This is a genomic window from Halalkalibacter kiskunsagensis, assembly GCF_037027555.1.
GTDB classification, from domain to species: domain Bacteria; phylum Bacillota; class Bacilli; order Bacillales; family Bacillaceae_D; genus Halalkalibacter; species Halalkalibacter kiskunsagensis.
Map to the genome: position 1 here is coordinate 18,061 of NZ_JAXBLX010000037.1, position 19,990 is coordinate 38,050.

The 19,990-nt window shown below is 37.4% G+C and carries 23 protein-coding genes and 2 pseudogenes; 14 read left to right on the forward strand and 11 right to left on the reverse strand.

Going from position 1 to position 19,990, the window contains the following annotated elements:
* Positions 1–135: 135 nt before the first annotated feature.
* Entirely contained in the window at positions 136–1,428 is a 1,293-nt protein-coding gene (locus SLH51_RS18330) for an amidohydrolase family protein (protein ID WP_335962908.1), read from the forward strand.
* Positions 1,429–1,733: 305 nt separating this feature from the next.
* Here SLH51_RS18330 and SLH51_RS18335 read toward each other — a convergent pair whose 3' ends face one another.
* Positions 1,734–2,984, reverse strand: coding sequence for an adenosylhomocysteinase (locus SLH51_RS18335; protein WP_335962909.1), 1,251 nt, complete (start codon positions 2,982–2,984; stop codon positions 1,734–1,736).
* Positions 2,985–3,179: 195 nt separating this feature from the next.
* On the opposite strand from SLH51_RS18335, the gene SLH51_RS18340 reads away from it, so the two are divergent.
* Both SLH51_RS18340 and SLH51_RS18345 read left to right on the forward strand, forming a co-directional pair.
* A complete protein-coding gene (locus tag SLH51_RS18340) occupies positions 3,180–3,422 on the forward strand; it encodes a YrhC family protein (protein ID WP_335962910.1) in 243 nt (80 codons plus the stop codon).
* Positions 3,423–3,642: 220 nt separating this feature from the next.
* Positions 3,643–5,157, forward strand: coding sequence for an MDR family MFS transporter (locus tag SLH51_RS18345; RefSeq protein WP_335962912.1), 1,515 nt, complete (start codon positions 3,643–3,645; stop codon positions 5,155–5,157).
* A gap of 1 nt (position 5,158) precedes the next feature.
* Here SLH51_RS18345 and SLH51_RS18350 read toward each other — a convergent pair whose 3' ends face one another.
* Positions 5,159–5,779: an NUDIX hydrolase gene (locus tag SLH51_RS18350; protein WP_335962913.1), complete on the reverse strand. Its 621-nt coding sequence runs from the start codon at positions 5,777–5,779 to the stop codon at positions 5,159–5,161.
* Positions 5,780–6,194: 415 nt separating this feature from the next.
* Between SLH51_RS18350 and SLH51_RS18355 the strand changes: the two genes are divergently transcribed.
* Both SLH51_RS18355 and sigK read left to right on the forward strand, forming a co-directional pair.
* Positions 6,195–7,334: a M20 family metallopeptidase gene (locus SLH51_RS18355; protein WP_335962914.1), complete on the forward strand. Its 1,140-nt coding sequence runs from the start codon at positions 6,195–6,197 to the stop codon at positions 7,332–7,334.
* Between the two features lie 227 nt (positions 7,335–7,561).
* Positions 7,562–8,269 carry an RNA polymerase sporulation sigma factor SigK gene (gene sigK, locus SLH51_RS18360; protein ID WP_335962915.1) on the forward strand — a complete coding sequence of 236 codons (708 nt, stop codon included), beginning with the start codon at positions 7,562–7,564 and terminating at the stop codon, positions 8,267–8,269.
* A 100-nt stretch (positions 8,270–8,369) separates the two neighbouring features.
* On the opposite strand, the gene SLH51_RS18365 is transcribed toward sigK, so the two are convergent.
* The gene (locus SLH51_RS18365) at positions 8,370–9,500 is read right to left on the reverse strand and encodes a histidine kinase N-terminal domain-containing protein (RefSeq protein ID WP_335962916.1); all 1,131 of its coding nucleotides are present in this window, start codon (positions 9,498–9,500) and stop codon (positions 8,370–8,372) included.
* A gap of 209 nt (positions 9,501–9,709) precedes the next feature.
* Positions 9,710–10,588, reverse strand: coding sequence for an SDR family oxidoreductase (locus SLH51_RS18370; RefSeq protein ID WP_335962917.1), 879 nt, complete (start codon positions 10,586–10,588; stop codon positions 9,710–9,712).
* Positions 10,589–10,788: 200 nt separating this feature from the next.
* On the opposite strand from SLH51_RS18370, the gene SLH51_RS18375 reads away from it, so the two are divergent.
* Positions 10,789–11,241 (forward strand): DUF2269 family protein, encoded by a 453-nt coding sequence (locus SLH51_RS18375; RefSeq protein ID WP_335962918.1) that lies wholly within the window; start codon positions 10,789–10,791, stop codon positions 11,239–11,241.
* Between the two features lie 55 nt (positions 11,242–11,296).
* On the opposite strand, the gene SLH51_RS18380 is transcribed toward SLH51_RS18375, so the two are convergent.
* The 4 genes from SLH51_RS18380 to pssA form a co-directional block, all read right to left on the reverse strand.
* Entirely contained in the window at positions 11,297–12,736 is a 1,440-nt protein-coding gene (locus SLH51_RS18380) for a carbon starvation CstA family protein (protein ID WP_335962919.1), read from the reverse strand.
* Between the two features lie 244 nt (positions 12,737–12,980).
* The gene (locus SLH51_RS18385; protein ID WP_390184060.1) at positions 12,981–13,784 is read right to left on the reverse strand and encodes a DUF2935 domain-containing protein; all 804 of its coding nucleotides are present in this window, start codon (positions 13,782–13,784) and stop codon (positions 12,981–12,983) included.
* Positions 13,785–13,904: 120 nt separating this feature from the next.
* Positions 13,905–14,180 (reverse strand): HU family DNA-binding protein, encoded by a 276-nt coding sequence (locus tag SLH51_RS18390; RefSeq protein ID WP_034625140.1) that lies wholly within the window; start codon positions 14,178–14,180, stop codon positions 13,905–13,907.
* Positions 14,181–14,455: 275 nt separating this feature from the next.
* Entirely contained in the window at positions 14,456–14,995 is a 540-nt protein-coding gene (pssA, locus tag SLH51_RS18395) for a CDP-diacylglycerol--serine O-phosphatidyltransferase (RefSeq protein ID WP_335962921.1), read from the reverse strand.
* A gap of 139 nt (positions 14,996–15,134) precedes the next feature.
* On the opposite strand from pssA, the gene SLH51_RS18400 reads away from it, so the two are divergent.
* The 8 genes and pseudogenes from SLH51_RS18400 to SLH51_RS18430 form a co-directional block, all read left to right on the forward strand.
* Positions 15,135–15,929 carry a phosphatidylserine decarboxylase gene (locus SLH51_RS18400; protein WP_335962922.1) on the forward strand — a complete coding sequence of 265 codons (795 nt, stop codon included), beginning with the start codon at positions 15,135–15,137 and terminating at the stop codon, positions 15,927–15,929.
* Positions 15,926–16,384, forward strand: a complete 459-nt coding sequence (locus SLH51_RS18405; protein WP_335962923.1) for a sugar diacid recognition domain-containing protein — start codon at positions 15,926–15,928, stop codon at positions 16,382–16,384. Before SLH51_RS18400 ends, SLH51_RS18405 begins: the two co-directional genes overlap by 4 nt.
* 2 nt (positions 16,385–16,386) lie before the next feature.
* A complete protein-coding gene (locus tag SLH51_RS18410) occupies positions 16,387–16,572 on the forward strand; it encodes a hypothetical protein (protein WP_335962937.1) in 186 nt (61 codons plus the stop codon).
* A 24-nt stretch (positions 16,573–16,596) separates the two neighbouring features.
* Positions 16,597–16,821 (forward strand): CdaR family protein, encoded by a 225-nt coding sequence (locus tag SLH51_RS18415; protein ID WP_335962924.1) that lies wholly within the window; start codon positions 16,597–16,599, stop codon positions 16,819–16,821.
* Positions 16,818–17,054 carry a PucR family transcriptional regulator gene (locus tag SLH51_RS18420; protein WP_335962925.1) on the forward strand — a complete coding sequence of 79 codons (237 nt, stop codon included), beginning with the start codon at positions 16,818–16,820 and terminating at the stop codon, positions 17,052–17,054. The genes SLH51_RS18415 and SLH51_RS18420 overlap by 4 nt, the downstream gene beginning before the upstream one ends.
* Before the next feature lie 229 nt (positions 17,055–17,283).
* Positions 17,284–17,406, forward strand: a complete 123-nt coding sequence (locus SLH51_RS24510) for an FAD-binding protein (protein WP_418770266.1) — start codon at positions 17,284–17,286, stop codon at positions 17,404–17,406.
* Positions 17,399–17,893: pseudogene (locus SLH51_RS18425) on the forward strand (FAD-linked oxidase C-terminal domain-containing protein); the annotation flags it as partial. The gene SLH51_RS24510 and the pseudogene SLH51_RS18425, both read left to right, overlap by 8 nt.
* Positions 17,862–18,818: pseudogene (locus tag SLH51_RS18430) on the forward strand ((Fe-S)-binding protein); the annotation flags it as partial. The pseudogenes SLH51_RS18425 and SLH51_RS18430, both read left to right, overlap by 32 nt.
* 69 nt (positions 18,819–18,887) lie before the next feature.
* On the opposite strand, the gene mnhG reads toward SLH51_RS18430, so the two are convergent.
* The 3 genes from mnhG to SLH51_RS18445 are packed head-to-tail and all read right to left on the reverse strand — an operon-like array spanning position 18,888 to position 19,985.
* Positions 18,888–19,247, reverse strand: coding sequence for a monovalent cation/H(+) antiporter subunit G (gene mnhG, locus SLH51_RS18435; RefSeq protein WP_335962927.1), 360 nt, complete (start codon positions 19,245–19,247; stop codon positions 18,888–18,890).
* On the reverse strand, positions 19,234–19,509 hold the full coding sequence (locus SLH51_RS18440; RefSeq protein ID WP_335962928.1) for a Na(+)/H(+) antiporter subunit F1: 276 nt from the start codon (positions 19,507–19,509) through the stop codon (positions 19,234–19,236). Before SLH51_RS18440 ends, mnhG begins: the two co-directional genes overlap by 14 nt.
* Positions 19,509–19,985, reverse strand: coding sequence for a Na+/H+ antiporter subunit E (locus SLH51_RS18445; RefSeq protein WP_335962929.1), 477 nt, complete (start codon positions 19,983–19,985; stop codon positions 19,509–19,511). Before SLH51_RS18445 ends, SLH51_RS18440 begins: the two co-directional genes overlap by 1 nt.
* Positions 19,986–19,990 lie beyond the last annotated feature (5 nt).

Sequence of the window (19,990 nt, forward strand, 5' to 3'; positions counted from 1 at the left end):
GTGAGAGGCTGTCCCAAAAGCCATAAAAAGAGCGGCAGCGGCTCAGCTAATTGCTTAGAGGTTGTTTCGAAAGGTCAAAAAGCAACCTTTTGAGACAACCTCTACTAATGTATGAACAGAAAGGAATTTAAAAGAATGTCAAATACGATTCTCGTTAACGGAACGATCATTACAATGGACGCTAAACAGCAGGTATTCAAGAAAGGAGCCATTGCTTTTGAAAACGAAAAAATTACATATGTAGGGGAGGTTCCTAGTGACCTATCGATTTACGATGAAGTTGTCGATGTGAAAGGTGATTATATTTTGCCGGGTTTAGTTAATACACATGGGCATGCATCGATGTCATTACTAAGAGGCTATGCGGATGATCTTCCTTTGCAGCAGTGGTTAGAAGAAAAGATGTGGCCGATTGAGGCAACATATACGAAAGACCATGCAAAATGGGGAACATATTTATCTATTATTGAAATGCTACGTACTGGAACAACGACGTTTGTTGATATGTACGACAATATGGATGAGGTGGCTATGGCCGTTGACGCATCAGGTGCTAGAGCTAGACTTTGTAGAGGAATGATTGGATTTGGTTCTGAAGAACTTCGCCAAAGCAAGTTAGAAGAAGCATCGAACTTTGCGAGAAACTGGAACAATCAAGCGAATGGACGAATTACGACGATGATGTCACCTCATTCTCCATATACTTGTACACCTCAATTTATTGAGCAAATTGTTTCAAAAGCTGTTGAACTCAATTCCCCAATTCATATTCATATGTCAGAAACTCGTTCTGAAGTTGAGTTGAATGTAAGTGAGTATGGAGAACGACCGGTTAAACATCTTGAGAAATTAGGTATGTTCGAGCAACCTACATTAGTTGCTCATGCTGTCCATCTAGAAGAATGGGAACTTGATATCTTAGCCAAATACGATGTCAAAGTTTCAAATAACATCATAAGCAACCTGAAGTTAGCAAGTGGAATTGCACCTGTACCTGCGATGTTAGAAAAGGGAATCACCGTTTCCCTTGGAACAGACAGTTCTGCTTCTAACAACAATTTAGATTTATTTGGAGAGTTAAACCAAGTGGCTCTTCTTTATAAAGGTGTTCACAATGATGCTACGTTGATTCCGGCAGAAAAAGCATTGCAAATGGCGACGATACATGGGGCAGAGGCAATATGGTTAGAAGATCAAGTGGGGAGTCTTGAAGTAGGCAAAGAAGCGGATCTGATCGTGTTAAATACGAAGCAAGCATTTTATCAACCAGCACACAATCCTATTTCTCATATTGTCTACTCTGGAAGTGGAAGAGATGTGAAAGATGTGTTCGTCCAAGGGAAACAGGTTGTGAAAAATGGTGAGTGCTTAACGGTTGACGAAGAGAAAGTAATTTTTGAAGTGAATCGTTTAAGTGAAAAGTTCTAAATGATAGTGGAGGCTATCTTAATTGGGTTTTAACCCTTGAGAGATAGCTTTTTTCTTTTGATAAAAGTGTCCTTAGTGCCTTTTTCACGGTTTACACAACCACATGGCGACCTCTAAACGGGCGGAAATCAAGAAGAGGGATTCAACCGGGCTCAATGATGTCCTAAAAGGTTGCAGAGAAAGAGGGATAAAAAGGAGCTCAATGATGTTGAAAATACGAAAAGAGTAAGAGACCAAATGATGATTTGGTCTCTTACTTTTTTAAGTTCATTTGGTTTTTACAGGCTATATAAAATCAAGTGATTCTAGTCGATCTTCCAGCTTTCAAGATAGACTTTTTGCTCGTCTGTTAACGAGTCAATGCCGACACCAAGTGCCTCTAACTTTAATTGGGCTACTTTTTGATCTAATTCATAAGGAACTGTAATAATACGGTTACCTATTTCACTATATTTTTCATTCACATACGCAAGAGAAACGGCCTGAAGGGCAAATGTCATGTCCATAATTTCAGCAGGATGACCATCACCAGCTCCAAGGTTAACTAAACGCCCCTCTGCTAGTAAGTAGAGCTTGCGACCATCTTCTAAGACATATTCCTCAATATTTTTACGTACTTCTCGTTTGGACGTCGATAAAGCTTCAAGATCATGCTTATTAACCTCTACATCAAAGTGACCAGCATTAGCAAGGATCGCACCATCCTTCATATTTTCAAGGTGCTCACGACGAATAACGTATTGATTTCCTGTAACAGCGATAAAGTAATCACCTCTTTTTGCTGCTTCCTTAAGTGGCATCACTTCAAATCCGTCCATATATGCTTCAATAGCTTTAATGCTATCGACTTCAGTCACGATGACCTTTGCTCCAAGTCCCTTAGCACGTAGCGCCACACCACGTCCACACCAACCATATCCAACGACAACGACCGTCTTACCAGCAACTACTAAATTGGTTGTTCGATTAATGCTATCCCAAACAGATTGTCCGGTTCCATATCGATTGTCAAATAAATGTTTACAATATCCATCATTGACAGCAATCATCGGGAAAGGAAGATCCCCGGATTTCTCCAAAGCTTTATCTCGTATGACACCTGTAGTTGTTTCTTCACAGCCACCACGGATGTTCTTAATTAAATCAGGGCGTTCGGAGTGAAGAAGAGTCGTGAAGTCTCCACCGTCATCAATAATTAAGTCAGGTTCAACCTCTAAGGTCATAATCAAATGTTGTTTAAACTCTTCTGGATCAGGCTTATGTTTTGCAAAAACGGTAATTCCGTCTTCGACTAGAGCAGCACAAACATCATCTTGAGTGGAGAGAGGATTGCTTCCCGCAATAAACACTTCTGCTCCTGCAGCTTTGACCACTTTCGCTAAGTATGCTGTTTTAGCCTCTAGATGAAGACAGATAGCAACTTTCAATCCTTTGAATGGTTGAGTTTGTTCAAATTCCTGACGAATTTGATTTAAGACAGGCATATGCTCTTTTACCCAATCAATCTTTAAATGACCTTCTTTTGCAAGGTTCATATCACGTACAATACTTTTCATGTTCTTTAGTGCCTCCAATATATGTAGTCTCGACTATGATCATAATGATAACTTATTATGGACGAAGATGGAAGCTAGTTGGAGCGTTCTGACCATCCTTGGAAAAATTGGATTGGCCTTCCTTAATTAACGGAGATTGCATCAACTATTCTTGAAAAAAGATGATAGAATGTAAGAAGAGTAGGAGGAAGATAAATGGAAGAGAAAAGAATAAAACAACTAGAAGCGAAAGTTGCTGATTACAAACAATATGGGTTTATTTTATTGTCTTTGAGTATCTTTCTATTTATCGGATTAGTCATTCCAACAGAAAATACCGTTGTCATAATTCCAGGCCTATTTATTGGTGGCGTATTTGTCACCCTTGCATTCGCTGTATTATTTCACCGGCTTGCTATGAGAGCTCAGAGACAATTATACGAAGATAATCATAACTAATGTAATATAGGTAAAGAGAAACTGGCATAGTAGGTGAATAAACCTACTATGCCAGTTTTTTTTTGAGGTTTGAGATGAGAGAGTTTTTCTATTGTCTTATTTGAGTTCGTACAGAATACATATAAAATAAAAAAGTACAGACAAGTCTATCTATAATAGAATGTATACAAGGACAATAGAGTACAGAAAAAAGAGATGTGTCACAAGGGGAGAGTAGAAAATGAAAAACAATCAAAAAACAAAAAGGCCTCTCGTTCTTGCTGCTGTTATGCTGGCCATGTTTATGGCAGCAGTAGAAGCAACCATTGTTGCTACAGCGATGCCAGGTATTGTAGCGGATTTAGGAGGTTTCTCTTTATTCAGCTGGGTTTTTTCCTCTTATTTATTAATGCAGGTGGTTATGATTCCTTTATATGGCAAGCTAGCTGATTTATATGGTAGGAAATTGATCTTTTCAATAGGTATTGGAATCTTTTTAATTGGATCGATTTTATGTGGGTTTTCTTGGTCAATGGAGATGTTAATCTTCAGTCGAATTCTTCAAGGAATTGGGGCAGGAGCTGTTCAACCGATTGCAACAACGATTGTAGGAGATATGTACACAAAAGAGGAACGAGCAAATATTCAAGGCTATCTTGCAAGTATTTGGGGTGTTTCTGCGATTATCGGTCCTATTTTAGGAGCGTTATTTATCCAATATGCTAACTGGTCATGGATATTTTGGATGAATATCCCATTTGGGATTCTTTCAGCCTGTATCGTTATTTTCTTCCTACATGAGAAAGTTGAAAAGAAGAAGAAGCAAGTTGACTATATAGGTGCAATCCTTCTATTTGTTTCACTTTTAACATTTATGTTTGTTCTTATTCAAATAGATGAGGGGCTATTCTTATCAAATCTACAGCTTTTACTTATCATTTGTGTATCTATTATAAGCATGATCTCGTTTATTTCACATGAGAGAAAAACGAAAGAACCAATGATCACCCTTTCTTTATGGAAGAAAAAAGAAATTCGATATGCCAATTTAGCATCTTTTATGTCAGGTGTGATGTTACTAGCCGTATCAGGTTATCTCCCTACGTATGTCCAAGGTGTATTAGGTCAATCACCTCTTGTAGCAGGATTGACACTGACCGTTATTTCGATTGGTTGGCCGATTTCATCAACAATTGCAGGAAAAATGATGCTAAAAACAGGATTCCGCGTAACCGCTGTAATTGGTGGGGTAGCGCTCGTAATAAGTAGTCTTTGTTTCTTAACGCTTCCCTATTTCGCACATTTTTTGTGGGCAGGTTTAGGTTCGTTTTTATTAGGAGTAGGAATGGGTTTTTCAACGACCACTTTTATCGTATCAATTCAATCTAGTGTAGAATGGAAAGTTAGAGGCGAGGCTACTGCGATGAATATGTTTATGCGATTATTAGGAGGGGCAGTTGGAGTTGCCTTGTTAGGAGGAATATTAAACAGACAATTAAGAGCGTCTTTTGAACAAGTGGGTCAATCCTTGTCAATTGAGCCGACTATTGATGCAGTTAATGTTTTGCTAGAGGCCGAACAAAGAGCAAATCTTTCTTTAGGAGAACAACAGCAATTGCAAACAATCCTAGCGAGTAGTTTATCTGCAGTTTTTATGTCACTATTCATCGTAGCAATCATTGGATTTGTTTTCATTAGTTTACTTCCAAAGGATTCTACAAAAACGAATAAATCCAAAACCAAGATATTAAACTAGGTTATCTTGGTTTTGTTAATTCAATAAAATGAGTGAGGATGCGAGCCGTTAATCCCCATATCACATAGTTGTGATAGTAATAAAAGTATTCTTGTATTTCATGATAACGTTTAGAATAATTTTCTTTATTGGCAATCACTTTTATCGGAAAGTCATCACTTGGTTCAAACCACATTTTCATTGTATGACGTTTAGGTTCGTAGTTATATAAATAGGAAACTGGGACAGTGAAAGTGTGGTCGACTTCATGGTGGTTAATGGATACATCATTCAAATTGCTTAGCACCCCAACAAAGGGGTAGATAATACCTCGAAATGGAGTAACTAGAATATCAAGTGAAGCAATTACATCAATATTTTTTTCATGAATACCGACTTCTTCTGATAATTCCCGGATAGCAGCAGCTTCAGGTGATGAATCGGTAGGGTCGATTTTCCCTCCAGGAAAACAAATCTCTCCTGGTTGTTTGTTTAACTGTTTAGAACGTACTTCAAAAAGAATAGATAATTCATTGTCTACATAAATCAAAGGTACAATAACAGCTGATTTCATTGATGTCGAACCAAGAATGTTACTAGTTCGATTTGTAAGTTGTTGTTGAATATGCATTAAGTCATTCATCTTCTCACCTCCTAAAGAATTAGAGTGAACTATTTGTTTCAAAGTATATCATATGAATCAAATGATACTTGAAAACACCATGTCTAGCACGGGGAAAACTCATTCGATTGGACAAAAAAAAAGCTTGAAGTTCTCTGTCAGAATATGTAACAAAAATGCTGTAATGAGGGGGAGAGTACGGTACATTATTAACAGGAAAGGTCATTGACCTAGCTTCCAAAATGTTCTCTCTACTCTCCCCCATTGCGAGCGATTCAATTTCAGAATCGCTCATTTTTTTTGTCTTTTTTAATAAACATTGAATATATATATAAAGAAAGAATTGGTAACAAGTGAAACTGACTTGCAAAAGTGATGGAAATACATGAAAATAAATATAATTAGACAGGCATAGAGAGGTAAGGGGAAGGGCAAGATGGACGTTCAGTCAAAAGAAACAGAGATGCTCGATTTATTAGAAAGATTAGTTAATATAGATAGTGGTTCGAATTATAAGGTTGGAGTCGATCAAGTTGGCAGTGAATTAATCCCTTATTTTCAGAAAATGGGTTATGAGATAACGAAGATGAAACAAGATGAAGCGGGAGATCACCTCGTTATTACACATCCAGCAAAAAAGAAAGCTTCTATCCTCATAGTCGCACATATGGATACGGTGTTTGAAGAGGGGACGGCTGCTAAGCGTCCTTTTTCAGTTCGTGAAGGACGGGCTTATGGACCAGGAGTTATTGATATGAAAGCAAGTCTTGTATCTGTCATTTATGCACTCCGCTACCTTCAAGAAATCGGTTCCACCGCGTACCAAGATTTACAGGTTATTTTAAATAGTGATGAGGAGATTGGTTCATTGACCTCTCGTCCGATTATAGAAAAAGAAGCGATTGGGAAATCGTATGCTCTAATAATGGAACCTGCAAGGCGAGATGGGTCGGTTGTAACAGAACGACGGGGAAGTGGGAGATTCACAATTGAAGTGCACGGGAAGGCTGCTCATTCTGGAATTGAACCTGAAAAAGGCAGAAGTGCCATCGAAGAACTCGCACATAAAATTGTAAAGTTGCATGAACTTAATGATCATGAACATGGAATTTCGGTGAATGTTGGAATGATTGAAGGTGGGAATGCAGTAAATACGATCTCTGCGACAGCAATAGGGCACCTAGATGTGAGGGTTGCAACACTCAAGCAAGCAGAAGAAGTGGAACATAAGATTGAAGAGGTCTGTGCATCATCAGACGTTACGGGAACGGAAATTGAGCTTTCTGGTGATATGAGACGTCCGCCGATGTTAAAAAATAAAAAAATTGAAAAACTTTTTCATATCGTCAAACATGTAGGAGCAGAATTAGGAATTGACATAAAAGATACGAAAACAGGTGGAGGTTCTGACGCTTCCTTTACATCAGCTATGGGAATCCCAACAATTGATGGACTCGGACCAATTGGGGGCAATGCTCATAGTGACAAAGAATATCTGGAAATCTCTTCTTTAACGGAACGAACATTGTTGCTAGCCAAAGTGATAGAACGCCTCGTGGAAAAAGAAAATAAGTAAAAGAAATATAGAAGTATTTTATGAAAAAGAAAATAATGTTTGTAAAAAAGTGACTTATTATCAGTCTTCTCTTTTGGAGTACGAGATATAGAGTCACTTTTTTCTTTCGTCTAAGGGGAAATCATAAGCAAGTCATGAAAGGTTAGCGGATTTTTTTTAATGGTACAGACACGTCCAAGCCCATTTTTACATAGTGTTGTAGTAACACACATTTTGGGGGTGATCTCATGTCAGCTATAATTGCAGCGATTTCCTACTTGTTTAAGGAAGTAGTCGTCTTTGTATCATACGTTAAGAACAACGCCTTCCCACAGCCGCTGAAAAAAGAGGAGGAACGAAAATACTTAAAGCTAATGGCCGAGGGTGATGAGCATGCACGTGACCTTCTAATTGAACATAATTTACGACTTGTTGCACATATCGTCAAGAAATTTGAAAATACGCGTGAAGATACCGAGGATTTAATCTCGATTGGAACAATTGGGTTAATTAAAGCAATAGAAAGTTATTCTGATGGAAAAGGGACAAAGCTAGCAACCTATGCAGCTCGTTGTATTGAAAATGAAATTCTCATGCATCTACGCGCATTGAAAAAAGTTAAAAAAGATGTCTCACTTCATGACCCAATTGGAACAGATAAGGAAGGGAATGAAATCACACTAATAGATGTTCTCCAAGAAGAAGGCGAGGATATCGTTGATGTAATCCAAACAAATATGGAAAAGACCCAAATCTACAAATTTATTCACGTATTAGATGATCGTGAAAAAGAGGTAATTGTAGGTCGCTTTGGATTAAATTTAGAAGAAGAAAGAACACAAAGAGAAATTGCAAAAGAGTTAGGCATTTCTCGGAGTTATGTCTCTCGAATAGAAAAGCGCGCGTTAATGAAGCTATTTCATGAATTTTATAAACAGAGCCAAGGAAAGGGATAAGAAAAGGGCTGTAGGAGCAGGAATGAACTCTTACAGCCCTTTTCTGGTGTAAAATGAAAGAGAATACTAATATGCTTTTCTAACGTGTATCGAGGTAGCCTTACACAGTCAAGGGCAAATGAATACGGAAAGTAGTTAGTGTCTCATCGGATTCACATGTCATATAACCAGCGTGTTTCTCAATAATGTTTTTACATACATATAAGCCTATGCCTGTCCCAAGATCTTTCGTTGTATAAAACGGCTCAAAGATTGTTTCTTTTACTTCTTGCGGGATTGCAGGTCCATTATTTGAAACTTCGATAATGACTTGATCGATTTCTTTAAAACATCGTACGTTGATTTCCCTAGGTCTTTTTCGTTGTTGTACGGCATCAATTGAATTAAATAATACATTAAGAAATACTTGTTTTAATTCGTCTTTATAGGCCTCGATCATAATCGATGAATCGATATCAGCTGAGACTAAGACATCGGAATCAACAATACTTGGATATAGAAAACTCAAAATATTGTCTAATAAATTTTTTATTGTGACATTTTCTTTAGGATTGTCAATTAAGTCCATTTTTGATGTGTGAAGGAACTGTGTGATTCTAAATTTTAGTTGGTCTAATTCTAGTTCGATAATATCCAAATATTTAAGGTTTGGATATTCGACTCGTAGTAATTTGTTGAAGCCAATTATAGAAGTTAATGGATTTCTAAATTCATGGACAAAGCTAGAAGACATTTGACCGAGAATGGCAAGCTTATCTTTGTGACTTTGATTAATGTAGACATTCTTTTGGTTTAACTCGTGATTCTTTATCTCAGTATAATTTGTTACTGCGTGAAAACAAAATTGATCAAAAAGTTGATTAATTATATCGATGATGGAAGGCAGATCGCAAGAAGTGAGGTCTGATTGGAGTATATATTTAATAATAATACTTCTGCCAATGTTGACATTGTAGACAAAATCACCAATATTAATATTTGATTCAACGCATTCTTTTGCTACTTTGTAAGCAAGTTGTTTAACATCATCCACATTCATTGAGTAAAGTAACGTGTGTTTCACTAAGTTATACATGAGATGCCCGTTAACATTCACTTTATCTTTATTAATGTCGATTTCATTAATTAAAATTTGGTCCTGCCACAAGTCTAAAAAGCTAGATTCATTGTCTTCTAGAAATTCAATAACTATTTCTGTATTTGCTCTTACTTGATGTGAATAGGATGACATTGGGTATTCACCACTTTCATGAAGGATGTAAAATCCGGTCCGGTAATGATAGTATCTTAAACTATTAGACAATGTCCAAGGTAACTCCTTCAATATTTTTATTTTTCTTAGGAAATCTCATTGATGACAAACGAAGAAAACCCATCCTTATTTTCGAATGGATTTTCTAAGCAATGTACTATTCTTGAAAATAACACATCATATCTTGATTATCCGTTAATAATTTCCCCACCATTTATATGGATGACTTGCCCTGTTACGTACGATGAATCGTCGGAAGCAAGATATACGTAACTTGGAGCTAACTCAGCAGGTTGCCCCGGTCTTCCCATCGGAGTATTTGTACCAAATGTTGCCACTTGGTCTGCAGGAAACGAGGCGGGAATTAAGGGGGTCCAAATCGGACCTGGAGCAACAGCATTCACTCGTATCCCTTTTTTGACAATGCTTTGCGACAAGGATCTAGTAAGAGCAATCATGGCCCCTTTTGTTGAAGCATAATCCATTAGGACTGGATTCCCTTTGTATGCAACGATGGAAGCTGTATTTATTATAGAGCTACCTTGTTTTAAGTGAGGCATACTTGCTTTGATAAAGTGAAAGCATGAAAAGATATTGGTCTTAAATGTTCGTTCCATTTGTTCGACGCTTATATCTTCAATGTTCTCCTGATAATGTTGTTCAGCAGCATTATTAATTAAGCAATCTAAACTTCCAAATGTTGAAACCGTTTCTTCAACAGCTGTCTGACAAAATGACTCATCTCCTATATCACCAGAAAGTAATAAACATTCTCCCCCATACTTTTCAACTTCAGTTTTGGTTTGATTGGCATCATCATGCTCATCAAGATACACGATGGAGAGCTTTGCCCCTTCTTTAGCAAAAGCAATAGCAACAGCACGTCCAATGCCACTGTCCCCACCTGTAATAAGAACAACTTTATTTGCTAGTTTGCCGCTGCCACTATAATTTGGATCGTCGTATACTGGTAGGGGGCTCATTTGACTTTCTGTTCCTGGTTGATGATTTTGAGATTGGGAAGGTTGCCCATTTGTTTGCTTTGATTGAATATCACTATACTTCATGATTAATCACTCCTTAAGAAATTCACATGTCTAAACAAGACTCCTTTTAAGATTCCTTATTTTGAGGTGATTTAAACCATCAATTTAGGATTAACAACTATCGTGTGATTACTTTAGTATTATTTATATTTTGGGGAGTTAGTTCTAACCTAGCGTTCAAGTAAATAAGATGAAATGACTATAATAAAGGGAGAGAAAAGATGACGCTATATGAGATTTTTGTATTAATTCATGTTATTAGTGCAGTTGTTGGATTAGGAGCATCATTTGCATTACCATCGATAATAAATTCTCCCCAAACAGCCAAAGATGCAAGGTACTCATTGTTATTAAATGCTAAGGTTGATGTGTTTGCAAAAGTAGGGAGTATTACGTTGCTTGTGACAGGAATGATATTAGGTGTGTTAAACACGACTCTTTTTACAACTGGATGGTATTTAACATCGATTGCAATTTACATTGGAGTACAGTTTATCGTTGCTGGTGTGATGCCACGAACAATCAAATCAATGGAGCGCTCCTTAATAGATTATAATGATGAGGATTTACCAGCAGGGTATGCAAAAGGAGTCTCGAAATTAAAACCATATACAGCGATTGTACATGCAGCAGCCGTCATTTTAATTATTTTGATGGTCATTAAACCATTTTAGAAACAAAAAAAGGAGTCTCAAGGTCGGTACTAAAACCATTTGAGACTCCTTATCCTTAGGCGATGTTTTGAGAAGCTGCACCGTTGGTAACTTGCAGGTGGGCTTTACGGATTTTGTATACATACCAAACTGCTACAAGAAGGGTTATGCCTCCTCCAATTGCTAATGATCGCTCATAAGCCAAGGAGAAGCCTTCTGGAGCATATAAAAAGTAAGTAGACACGACACCGGTCATAAACAAGGCTGGGATGCCACAAATCCAGTGGAATTTTCGTGATTCAAGCAAATACATAGCTGCAGTCCATAACATGACAGTAGCAACTAGTTGATTTGTTCCTCCAACATACCTCCATAAAAACGTATAATCAATAGTAGCGAGCCAAATAGTTGGAATTGTAACAGGAATCGTTGCAAGTAACACTCCTTTTAGACCACGTACTTTGAAAAATTTCTCAACTAATTCTGACACCATCATACGAGAGGAACGCAAAGCTGTGTCACCAGTTGTAATAGGTAAGATAATAACACCTAGTATTGCTAGTATACCTCCAAGTGCTCCAAGAAACGATGTTGAAATTTCATTAACAACTCCTGCGGGACCACCAACTGCTAATGCTTCTTGTAAACCCCCTGTACTTCCGAAGAATGTCATTCCTGCTGCCGCCCAAATAAGAGCAATAATTCCTTCAGCAACCATAGCACCATAAAATACCTTTCTACCATCAGATTCACGTTTGATCGTACGCGCTAAAATCGGGCTTTGTGTACTATGAAAGCCAGAAATGGCGCCGCATGAAATAGTAACCATTAATAGAGGCCAAATTGGTAATTCTCCAGGATGTAAGTTTTCTAAAGTTAAGTTCGGAATTGGGTTTTCTGTAAAAAGTAAAGCCACTCCAATTGAAACAGCCATAAAAATTAAAATGGCACCAAAAATGGGATAAATTCGCCCGATAATACGATTAACAGGTAACACAGCAGCCACTAGAAAATAAACAAAAATAAGTGCTAATGCAAATGAAAAGGATAGCGGCGTAAGACTAGCGATTAATTGAGCCGGACCAGCAGTAAAGGCAGCGGCCACTAAAATCATTAATACAATTGAAACAAAGTTAATTACGATCTTCATATTGTTTCCAAGATAGCGACCAACTAAGCTTGGAAATTGGGCACCGTTGTGACGAAGTGATAGCATCCCAGAAAAGTAATCATGAACCGCTCCTGCGATAAGACAACCAACTACAATCCATATAAATGCAACAGGACCATACAATGCACCAGCTACAGCCCCAAAAATGGGCCCAAGACCAGCAATATTCAAAAGCTGAATTAAGCTTGCTTTCCACCAAGGCATTGGTGAATAGTCTATTCCTTCTTTATTTGTGTATGCAGGTGTTTTATTTTGATCATTAATCCCAAAGATGTGTTCTACGACTTTAGAATAAACGAAATAGCCGATAATTAGTACGGCTATGGAAATTAAAAATGTAAACATATTGAATCCTCCAATTGTCTGAAAAATCTGTATGATAAGTATTGTAACGATATCTGACATACGAATCAATATATTTTTCTGAAAAAACATTACATTCTTAAAATAAAAACGGTTACAAAAAAGATCAATGGTCTTAATGGGAATAACAAGAAATTTTAGCTTGATTCATAATGAAAAAAGGTAACTCAAGAAAACTTGCATAAGCAATTTTTTTTGAGTTACCTTTTAATTTTTATATGCGTTATTATTCAGATCGAGGTTTGGTGGGGTCACAATTTGGGTGATCTAATTCAGACGCTTGTGTTAGTTTGATTAAGTAATAGCATTCTTCTCTTGCCATATGATCAGCCATTAATTGCTTGAGTGTACCAAGCAGTCGATTTGTCATTTCTAATTCTTCAAGTTCATTTAGAAAGGTTTTAAATAGAAGAAGCTCTAATTTTACATTTTCATTAAAACGAGAAAGTGCAGGAAACTCCTCAATATTTGTACGCAAATAACCAGCCATTTCTACGGCTTTAATATAAAACTGTTCAAAGCGCTCTGTAAAGGCTTCACTTTTACTTTGTAATTGTTTTTCTACTAAGTCTAAGGAATCTGTAATCCCACCAGCATGACCTGCTGCATCGAGGAGCCAAACGAGATGATGGTGCAGAGGATGGCAAATCAGTGGTTCCTCATTTTTTAATAAGGAAGGCAAGATTCGTAAATACTCGTCCACTTCATTTACCATATGGTTTAAAAAGGTTGGAGAAAGTCCAATTGTTACATCTCCGATCAGGTGCTCACGAATAATGTCTAGCTTAAACGATCTAATGGCTCGTGCTTGTTCACTTGCTTGTTCGGTTAGCTGTTGTAACTGAGCACCTGTGACGTTTTGTCGACTTGTTTCTAGAAGAGAGTCAAATGTATAAATAAATTGAATAGCTGTATTTACCAAATCAGTTTCTATAGGAGAAAGTGTATCTCGAATGAACCTTGCATGATCCCCAAGAATTTGAAGCCAAAAACGGTGTTCAAATAGCGCTTGATCATAAAATGTATTCACTATATCCCCTCCTCAATTTTTTCCCTCCATCCAATTTATGTTAGGGAAATGATCAATATGTTGTGAGATTAGTATATAAGTAAAAAAAGCGATGAGACCGTATCTCATCGCTTTTTAATCTTATTCGTTTACAGCGTCTTTAAGTTGCTTACCTGGCTTGAATGCTGGGTTTTTTGTAGCAGGGATTTCAATTTCTTGTCCTGTTTGAGGATTACGACCTTTACGAGCAGAGCGCTCACGTACTTCGAAGCTACCGAAACCAACAAGTTGAACTTTGCCACCTTCAACAAGTGCTGTTGTGATACTGTCGAATACTGCGTCTACTGCTTTTGACGCATCCTTTTTAGAAAGGTCTGCTTGCTCAGATACTGCGTTGATTAAATCTGTTTTGTTCATGAAAAATAACTCCCTTTCATACCTTGTTTTGAAAAACGCTTCATCAAAATGATGGATTTGTGTATTCTCCATTTTTGCATAACTTGTCCTTTCGACAAGCTAAAAATAAAGCCGCAACTTAATTTAATAATGAAACCCTAGTGGTGTCAAGACTTACGGCGGAAATTAAAGCATAATAACCCATATTTTTCTCATTTTTTGACAAGAACGCGTCATTTTTTGTAATCTTAATGCGATTTTTGTAAAAAAATAAGAAGAAAGCATATTCTTTCATCTTACATTTTCCGAACGGTAAAAGTTGAAATCATAAAAATAGCAAGAAGAAGTGTAATAAGCATGAAGTAAAAAGCTGGAATAAAAGGAACCAAAAGAAGTTGAAGTGTTAATATACATCCAGCTGCCGTAATGGGTAGTCCAACAAAAAAACCGGTACTTTCTGAAATATTGAAGCGAGCTAAACGGATAGCACCACAAGCAATGAAAAAAATTGTGACAAACATACCAGGTAAACCAAAAACAAACAGGATTGCCTGATATAATAAAAATGCAGGAGCGACACCAAATGAAATAATATCACTTAAGGAGTCTAATTGCTTACCGAATTCTGATGTACTATTAAAGCGTCTTGCGGCAGCTCCATCTAGACGATCTGTTAATGCTGCAATCGTAATGAAAAGAAGACCTAAACGTAATTCATTTTGTAAAATAAACATAATGGCAAAAGCACCTAGTCCTAAGTTTAAAAGGGTCAATGCATTCGCAATTTGCCCTTTTAGCTTTTTGACGGTATGATCCAATTGATGTAAAAGGAACATGTCATCGACTCCTTGACGATTTGCGCATTGCACATATCGAATATTTTTATTGTTCTTAAATAATAATCATACCATAGGTTTTTAAAATCGACTAGATCACAAAATACGCATCAACGCACATATATTGGGGGAGTTATTTTTGAAAACAATGCTTTTTCGTTCTTGCATAGAATTAACCAATCATCGTCTAACATCAGCCATGTTAAGGCGGTTTTCAAGATCTAAACTGAGCAAGCCTTTTATAAAACCATTTGCAACTACATTCAAATTAAAACAATCAGAGATGGGCAAGCCCTTGAGCGCATACGAACATCTTCATGATTTATTTACAAGAGAGTTAAAACCTGGAGTACGTGTAATTGATAAAAATCATCAAAGTATGGTAAGTCCTGTAGACGGTATCATGGCGCAATCTGGAAACCTTGATAATGAAACTTTATTCCATGTCAAAGGTCAAACGTATAACATCGTAGAAATGCTTGGGTCACAAGAAGCAGCAAAGCCGTATCATAATGGCTATTATTTTATTCTATACTTAAGTCCAAGTCATTATCACAGAATTCATAGTCCAGTTGATGGAACGATTATAAGACAATGGAAGCTAGGCGGCCAATCTTATCCGGTAAATAATATGGGACTGCAATATGGTAAAAGACCTTTATCAAGAAATTACCGTGTTATAACTGAAGTAGAGGTTGATAGAAAACAGCTTGCTATAGTAAAAGTAGGAGCAATGAATATAAACACAATCGAACTTACTCACAAAGGAAGCAGTCTTCAAAAAGGAGAAGAGATGGCTTATTTTTCATTTGGATCAACCGTTGTGCTGTTAGTAGAACATGAATTAGTTTCAGACATTGATGTTTTAGAAAACATGGAAGTGGTGGTCGGACAAAAGTTGGCTAATTTCACGCGGAAGGAAGCAACTCCTTGAGATTGCTTACACATGTAGCGCAACGAATTGTAAATGAGGTTTCTCAGGTCATAGTTGAGGAAGTGATCGCGATTAATTCTGATGGCACTATCATTGCAAGTAGTGATAAAAGCCGTGTAGGACAATATCACGAAGGAGGCGTAGAAGTCATTCAATCGAAAGAAAAGCGAATGATTACGTTGGATGATGTGGAACGATTGAAAGGAGTTAAGGTCGGTTTGAATTTGCCGATCAGTTTTCAACAACAGATTATTGATGTTATTGGGATAACAGGATCGCAGCCTGATACAGTTAGGTACGGGGAGTTGATTCAGAAGATGACGGAACTTATCATTCAAGAATCATATGCAGCTGAGCAATTAGATGCCAAATTAAGAGGGATAGAGACGTATGTATCTGAATGGTTACACTCTGAAGTATTGACTAGGAGTTCATTGAACGTGGTGAAATTTTAGGAATTGACTTAAACGGTGAGCGTTACTGTGTACTCATTCAAGTTGAGCAGAAAGGACAAGAGCCGATAGAAATGGTGTTGGATCAAGATGTGATTCAACGATTTCGCAAATGGTTTTCAAATGAAGAGAAAGACCTTATTGTAAGGTGGGGAAATGGTCGGTTTGTTATGCTTATTTCAGCTGAATAATATTCGGAGAAAGCGATTATATATATGTTAGAAGCACTAAATGACTCTTTAGAAAAGTCACATCGGATAAGCCTTCGAGCAGGAATAAGCCGGAAACAGAAAGACCCTTCCAAACTCCAAATATCTTATCATGAGGCAAAACAAGCGGCTAAATGTAAAAAGCTTACCGAACAAGTTGTTGCTTATGATTCATTATTATTAGAAATTGCCTTATCTGAAGTTCAACTGCAACAAGAGAGGAAATCGTGACTCAAACACTTGCTAAATTAATGGATGAGCCTGATTTACTCTCGACACTTCAGGCATATTTTGATCATCAGCTATCAATCAAAGCAACAGCGTCTTCTCTTCATATACATATAAATACATTGCATTACCGATTAAAGCGTGTCCAAGAATTATCAGGTTGTTCTATTAAAGAAACGAAAGGTTTGGTCACTCTTTTTATCGTGCTATGGTATTATCATGATTCAATTAGATGAATAACTAATAAGATTGGCAGAAAACGCTTTTATTTTGTGTGTTTAAACATAGAATAAAAGGGTTCTTTTTTTTATACTTAATAGAACAAGTAGAGTAGGAGAGTGTACCATTATGCTAGATAATGAAGTTAAGGCAAAACTAATCTCGATTGTTGGTAGCACGAATGTTCTTGATTCAGAAGAAAACTTAGTAGTTTATTCATACGACGCGACACCGAATTTTCAAGCGATGCCAGATGCCGTTATAAAGCCTAGAACGACAAAAGAGGTCCAAGAAATCGTTAAGATATGTGGAGAGTATCGCGTTCCAATTGTCCCAAGAGGCTTAGGAACCAATGGTAGAGATTTGTGAGCAAACTGATGCAATCTCCATTCAAGTAGCCAAAACAATAGAAGAGGGGTTAGCGCTAACTACAGCTCGTAGGTCAGCTTTATCAGCTCTTGCTAGAAAGAAACCAACAACGATCCTAGAAGATGCTACGGTACCACGCTCAAAAATTGCTGAGATGGTCTTAGCAATTGACGACATAGCAAAGAAATACAAAGTTGAAATATGTACATTTGGTCATGCCGGTGATGGAAACCTACACCCTACATGTATGACAGATGCCAGAAATCAAGACGAGATGCATCGAGTAGAAGAAGCGTTCTCCGAAATATTTGCCAAAGGGATTGAGTTAGGTGGAACGATTACAGGAGAACATGGCGTTGGCGTAATGAAATCTCCTTACTTAGCTTGGAAGCTTGGAGAGGAAGGGGTACATGCTATGAAAACACTTAAATTGGCCTTTGATCCTCATAATATAACCTTATCAACAGCGAATGAGAACTTTGAATGAAATGCTGTGGCTTTATCAGAAGTCAGGTTTACAGAAAGTCGTTCAAAGGTCAAGGATTCTGAACGTTGTACCAGGAAATCTGGCTACGATGGAAAAAGTGATTCCTAACGTTTCGTCACCAAAGGAAATGAGAAATCGTCCTAGACATATTAAACCAAAAGAGAGTGTAAAGAAAAGAGTTGCCTTTTTCTCGGGATGTTTGATGGATACGATGTTCATGAAAACAAATGATTCCACTTTTTTTCTGCTTGAGAAAGTAGGTTGTGAAATTATCATCCCTGAGTCACAAAATTGTTGTGGTGCTCTTCATGCTCACTCTGGAGAAAAGGATAAAGCTCGTCATTTAGCTAAAATGAACATTCTCGCCTTTGAAAAGTTAGACGTGGATTATATTATTTCAAACGCAGGTGGATGCGGTGCTTTGTTAGTGGAGTATGATCACTTATTAAAAGACGAGCCTGATTGGTATAGACGTGCCAAAGCATTTTCTAATAAAGTAAAGGATATCTCTGCCGTGTTACTCGAAATTGGTTTACCCAAGATGAAATTGCCAGAACAGATTATCACGTATCAAGATTCGTGTCACCTTCGCAATGTAATGAACGTTTGCGAGCAACCACGTAAGCTATTGCGAATAATTGAAGGAGTTACGTATGAGGAAATGAAGGAATCTGATCGTTGTTGCGGGTCTGCAGGAGTGTATAATCTTATTCAACCAGAAATGTCGACACAAATTATTGATCACAAAATGGTGCATGTTAAAGCATCAAAAGCTGCGACGATCGTGACTGCCAACCCAGGTTGCCTCTTACAAATGAAGCTAGGGGTAGAACGTGAAGGACTATCACATACTGTTCGATCCGTTCATATCGTTGATCTGTTAGCTGAAGCTGTTCACTTCGCAGATGGAGAAACTAGTGAATAAAGAAAAGGCGAGGCCACTGAAATGGTAAAAAGCAACCTTTTTCAATGGCCTCCCCAATCGGCCCTTTTCTTATTGTGGTTTATTTAATTTTTTTCCGTACATTTTCTTTAAATCATCTTGCCCGCTTTTTTCCCAAAGAGGGACACCAGTGCGGTACGCAGCTCTAGCTACCATCAAAGCGGCAACTGGTGCTGTTAAGAAAACAAATAAGATAGAAAGCAAGACCTTTCCAACAAAGATTCCTTCGACAAGAAGAAAGAAAAGGAAAGTTGCAATCATAATCGAAATTACGCCGAGTGTTGCACTCTTCGTTGCAGCATGTGTGCGTCCATACACGTCTGGAAAACGAATTAACCCAATCGAACCAAGAAGACTAAGAAAAGCCCCCATCAGAATAAAAATACTTAAAATGATTTCAATCGCGGTCAAATACAACACCCCTTTCGATGAACTTTGATAAAGCAATCGTACCGATAAATGCTAGAATGCTGATGACAAGAATAACCTCTGAATAGGCGACTGTTTCTTGCACAATCATCAAAATGCCGATAAATCCAATGAGGTTAATTCCAAAAGAATCAAGAGCAACGATTCGATCAGGCATCGATGGTCCAATCACTGTGCGAATAAAGCAGACGAATAATGAGATCGACATCACTGCAAGAACTGCCATTAAGAGCGTATGAAACATTATTTCGTCACCTCCAAAATCGCACGTTCAAATGTGTTATGGATTTGACGAATCATCTCTTCTTTATCAGGAACATGAATCGAATGAATATAGATGTATTTATTGTCATCTGAGAAATCCATCGACAGTGTCCCTGGTGTTAAAGAAATAAGAGATGCCAGCAATGTTAATTCCCATTCAGTTTCAAGCTTTGTTGGTACTTCTATAATCCCTGGCTGTATATCTAACTTAGGACTTAGTACAATTTTTATGACATCGACATTAGCAAGTATAAGCTCTTTACAGAAAAGCAAAGTTAATTTGATCACTGCCCATACACGACGAAAGTAGAAATCAAATTTCAAAAAGCGTCGTAATACAAAGAGAATGAAAATCCCTATTACGTAACCAACTAGCAAGTCAACACCAGTATAGCTGTTTTGTAGGAAGGCCCAAATGAGCGCAATGACAATGTTTAATAAGATTTGAAAGGCCATAGCAA

What these genes read in the sequence shown, in the direction of transcription:
- SLH51_RS18330 (WP_335962908.1), top strand. Translation starts at nt 136, where the DNA reads ATGTCAAATACGATTCTCGTTAACGGAACGATCATTACAATGGACGCT.
- SLH51_RS18445 (WP_335962929.1), bottom strand. Translation starts at nt 19,985, where the DNA reads ATGGCCTTTCAAATCTTATTAAACATTGTCATTGCGCTCATTTGGGCC.
- SLH51_RS18350 (WP_335962913.1), bottom strand. Translation starts at nt 5,779, where the DNA reads ATGAATGACTTAATGCATATTCAACAACAACTTACAAATCGAACTAGT.
- sigK (WP_335962915.1), top strand. Translation starts at nt 7,562, where the DNA reads ATGTCAGCTATAATTGCAGCGATTTCCTACTTGTTTAAGGAAGTAGTC.
- SLH51_RS18365 (WP_335962916.1), bottom strand. Translation starts at nt 9,500, where the DNA reads ATGTCATCCTATTCACATCAAGTAAGAGCAAATACAGAAATAGTTATT.
- SLH51_RS18335 (WP_335962909.1), bottom strand. Translation starts at nt 2,984, where the DNA reads ATGAAAAGTATTGTACGTGATATGAACCTTGCAAAAGAAGGTCATTTA.
- SLH51_RS18380 (WP_335962919.1), bottom strand. Translation starts at nt 12,736, where the DNA reads ATGTTTACATTTTTAATTTCCATAGCCGTACTAATTATCGGCTATTTC.
- SLH51_RS18340 (WP_335962910.1), top strand. Translation starts at nt 3,180, where the DNA reads ATGGAAGAGAAAAGAATAAAACAACTAGAAGCGAAAGTTGCTGATTAC.
- SLH51_RS18440 (WP_335962928.1), bottom strand. Translation starts at nt 19,509, where the DNA reads ATGTTTCATACGCTCTTAATGGCAGTTCTTGCAGTGATGTCGATCTCA.
- SLH51_RS24510 (WP_418770266.1), top strand. Translation starts at nt 17,284, where the DNA reads ATGCCAGATGCCGTTATAAAGCCTAGAACGACAAAAGAGGTCCAAGAA.
- SLH51_RS18370 (WP_335962917.1), bottom strand. Translation starts at nt 10,588, where the DNA reads ATGAAGTATAGTGATATTCAATCAAAGCAAACAAATGGGCAACCTTCC.
- SLH51_RS18375 (WP_335962918.1), top strand. Translation starts at nt 10,789, where the DNA reads ATGACGCTATATGAGATTTTTGTATTAATTCATGTTATTAGTGCAGTT.
- SLH51_RS18345 (WP_335962912.1), top strand. Translation starts at nt 3,643, where the DNA reads ATGAAAAACAATCAAAAAACAAAAAGGCCTCTCGTTCTTGCTGCTGTT.
- pssA (WP_335962921.1), bottom strand. Translation starts at nt 14,995, where the DNA reads ATGTTCCTTTTACATCAATTGGATCATACCGTCAAAAAGCTAAAAGGG.
- SLH51_RS18355 (WP_335962914.1), top strand. Translation starts at nt 6,195, where the DNA reads ATGGACGTTCAGTCAAAAGAAACAGAGATGCTCGATTTATTAGAAAGA.
- SLH51_RS18415 (WP_335962924.1), top strand. Translation starts at nt 16,597, where the DNA reads ATGTTAGAAGCACTAAATGACTCTTTAGAAAAGTCACATCGGATAAGC.
- SLH51_RS18390 (WP_034625140.1), bottom strand. Translation starts at nt 14,180, where the DNA reads ATGAACAAAACAGATTTAATCAACGCAGTATCTGAGCAAGCAGACCTT.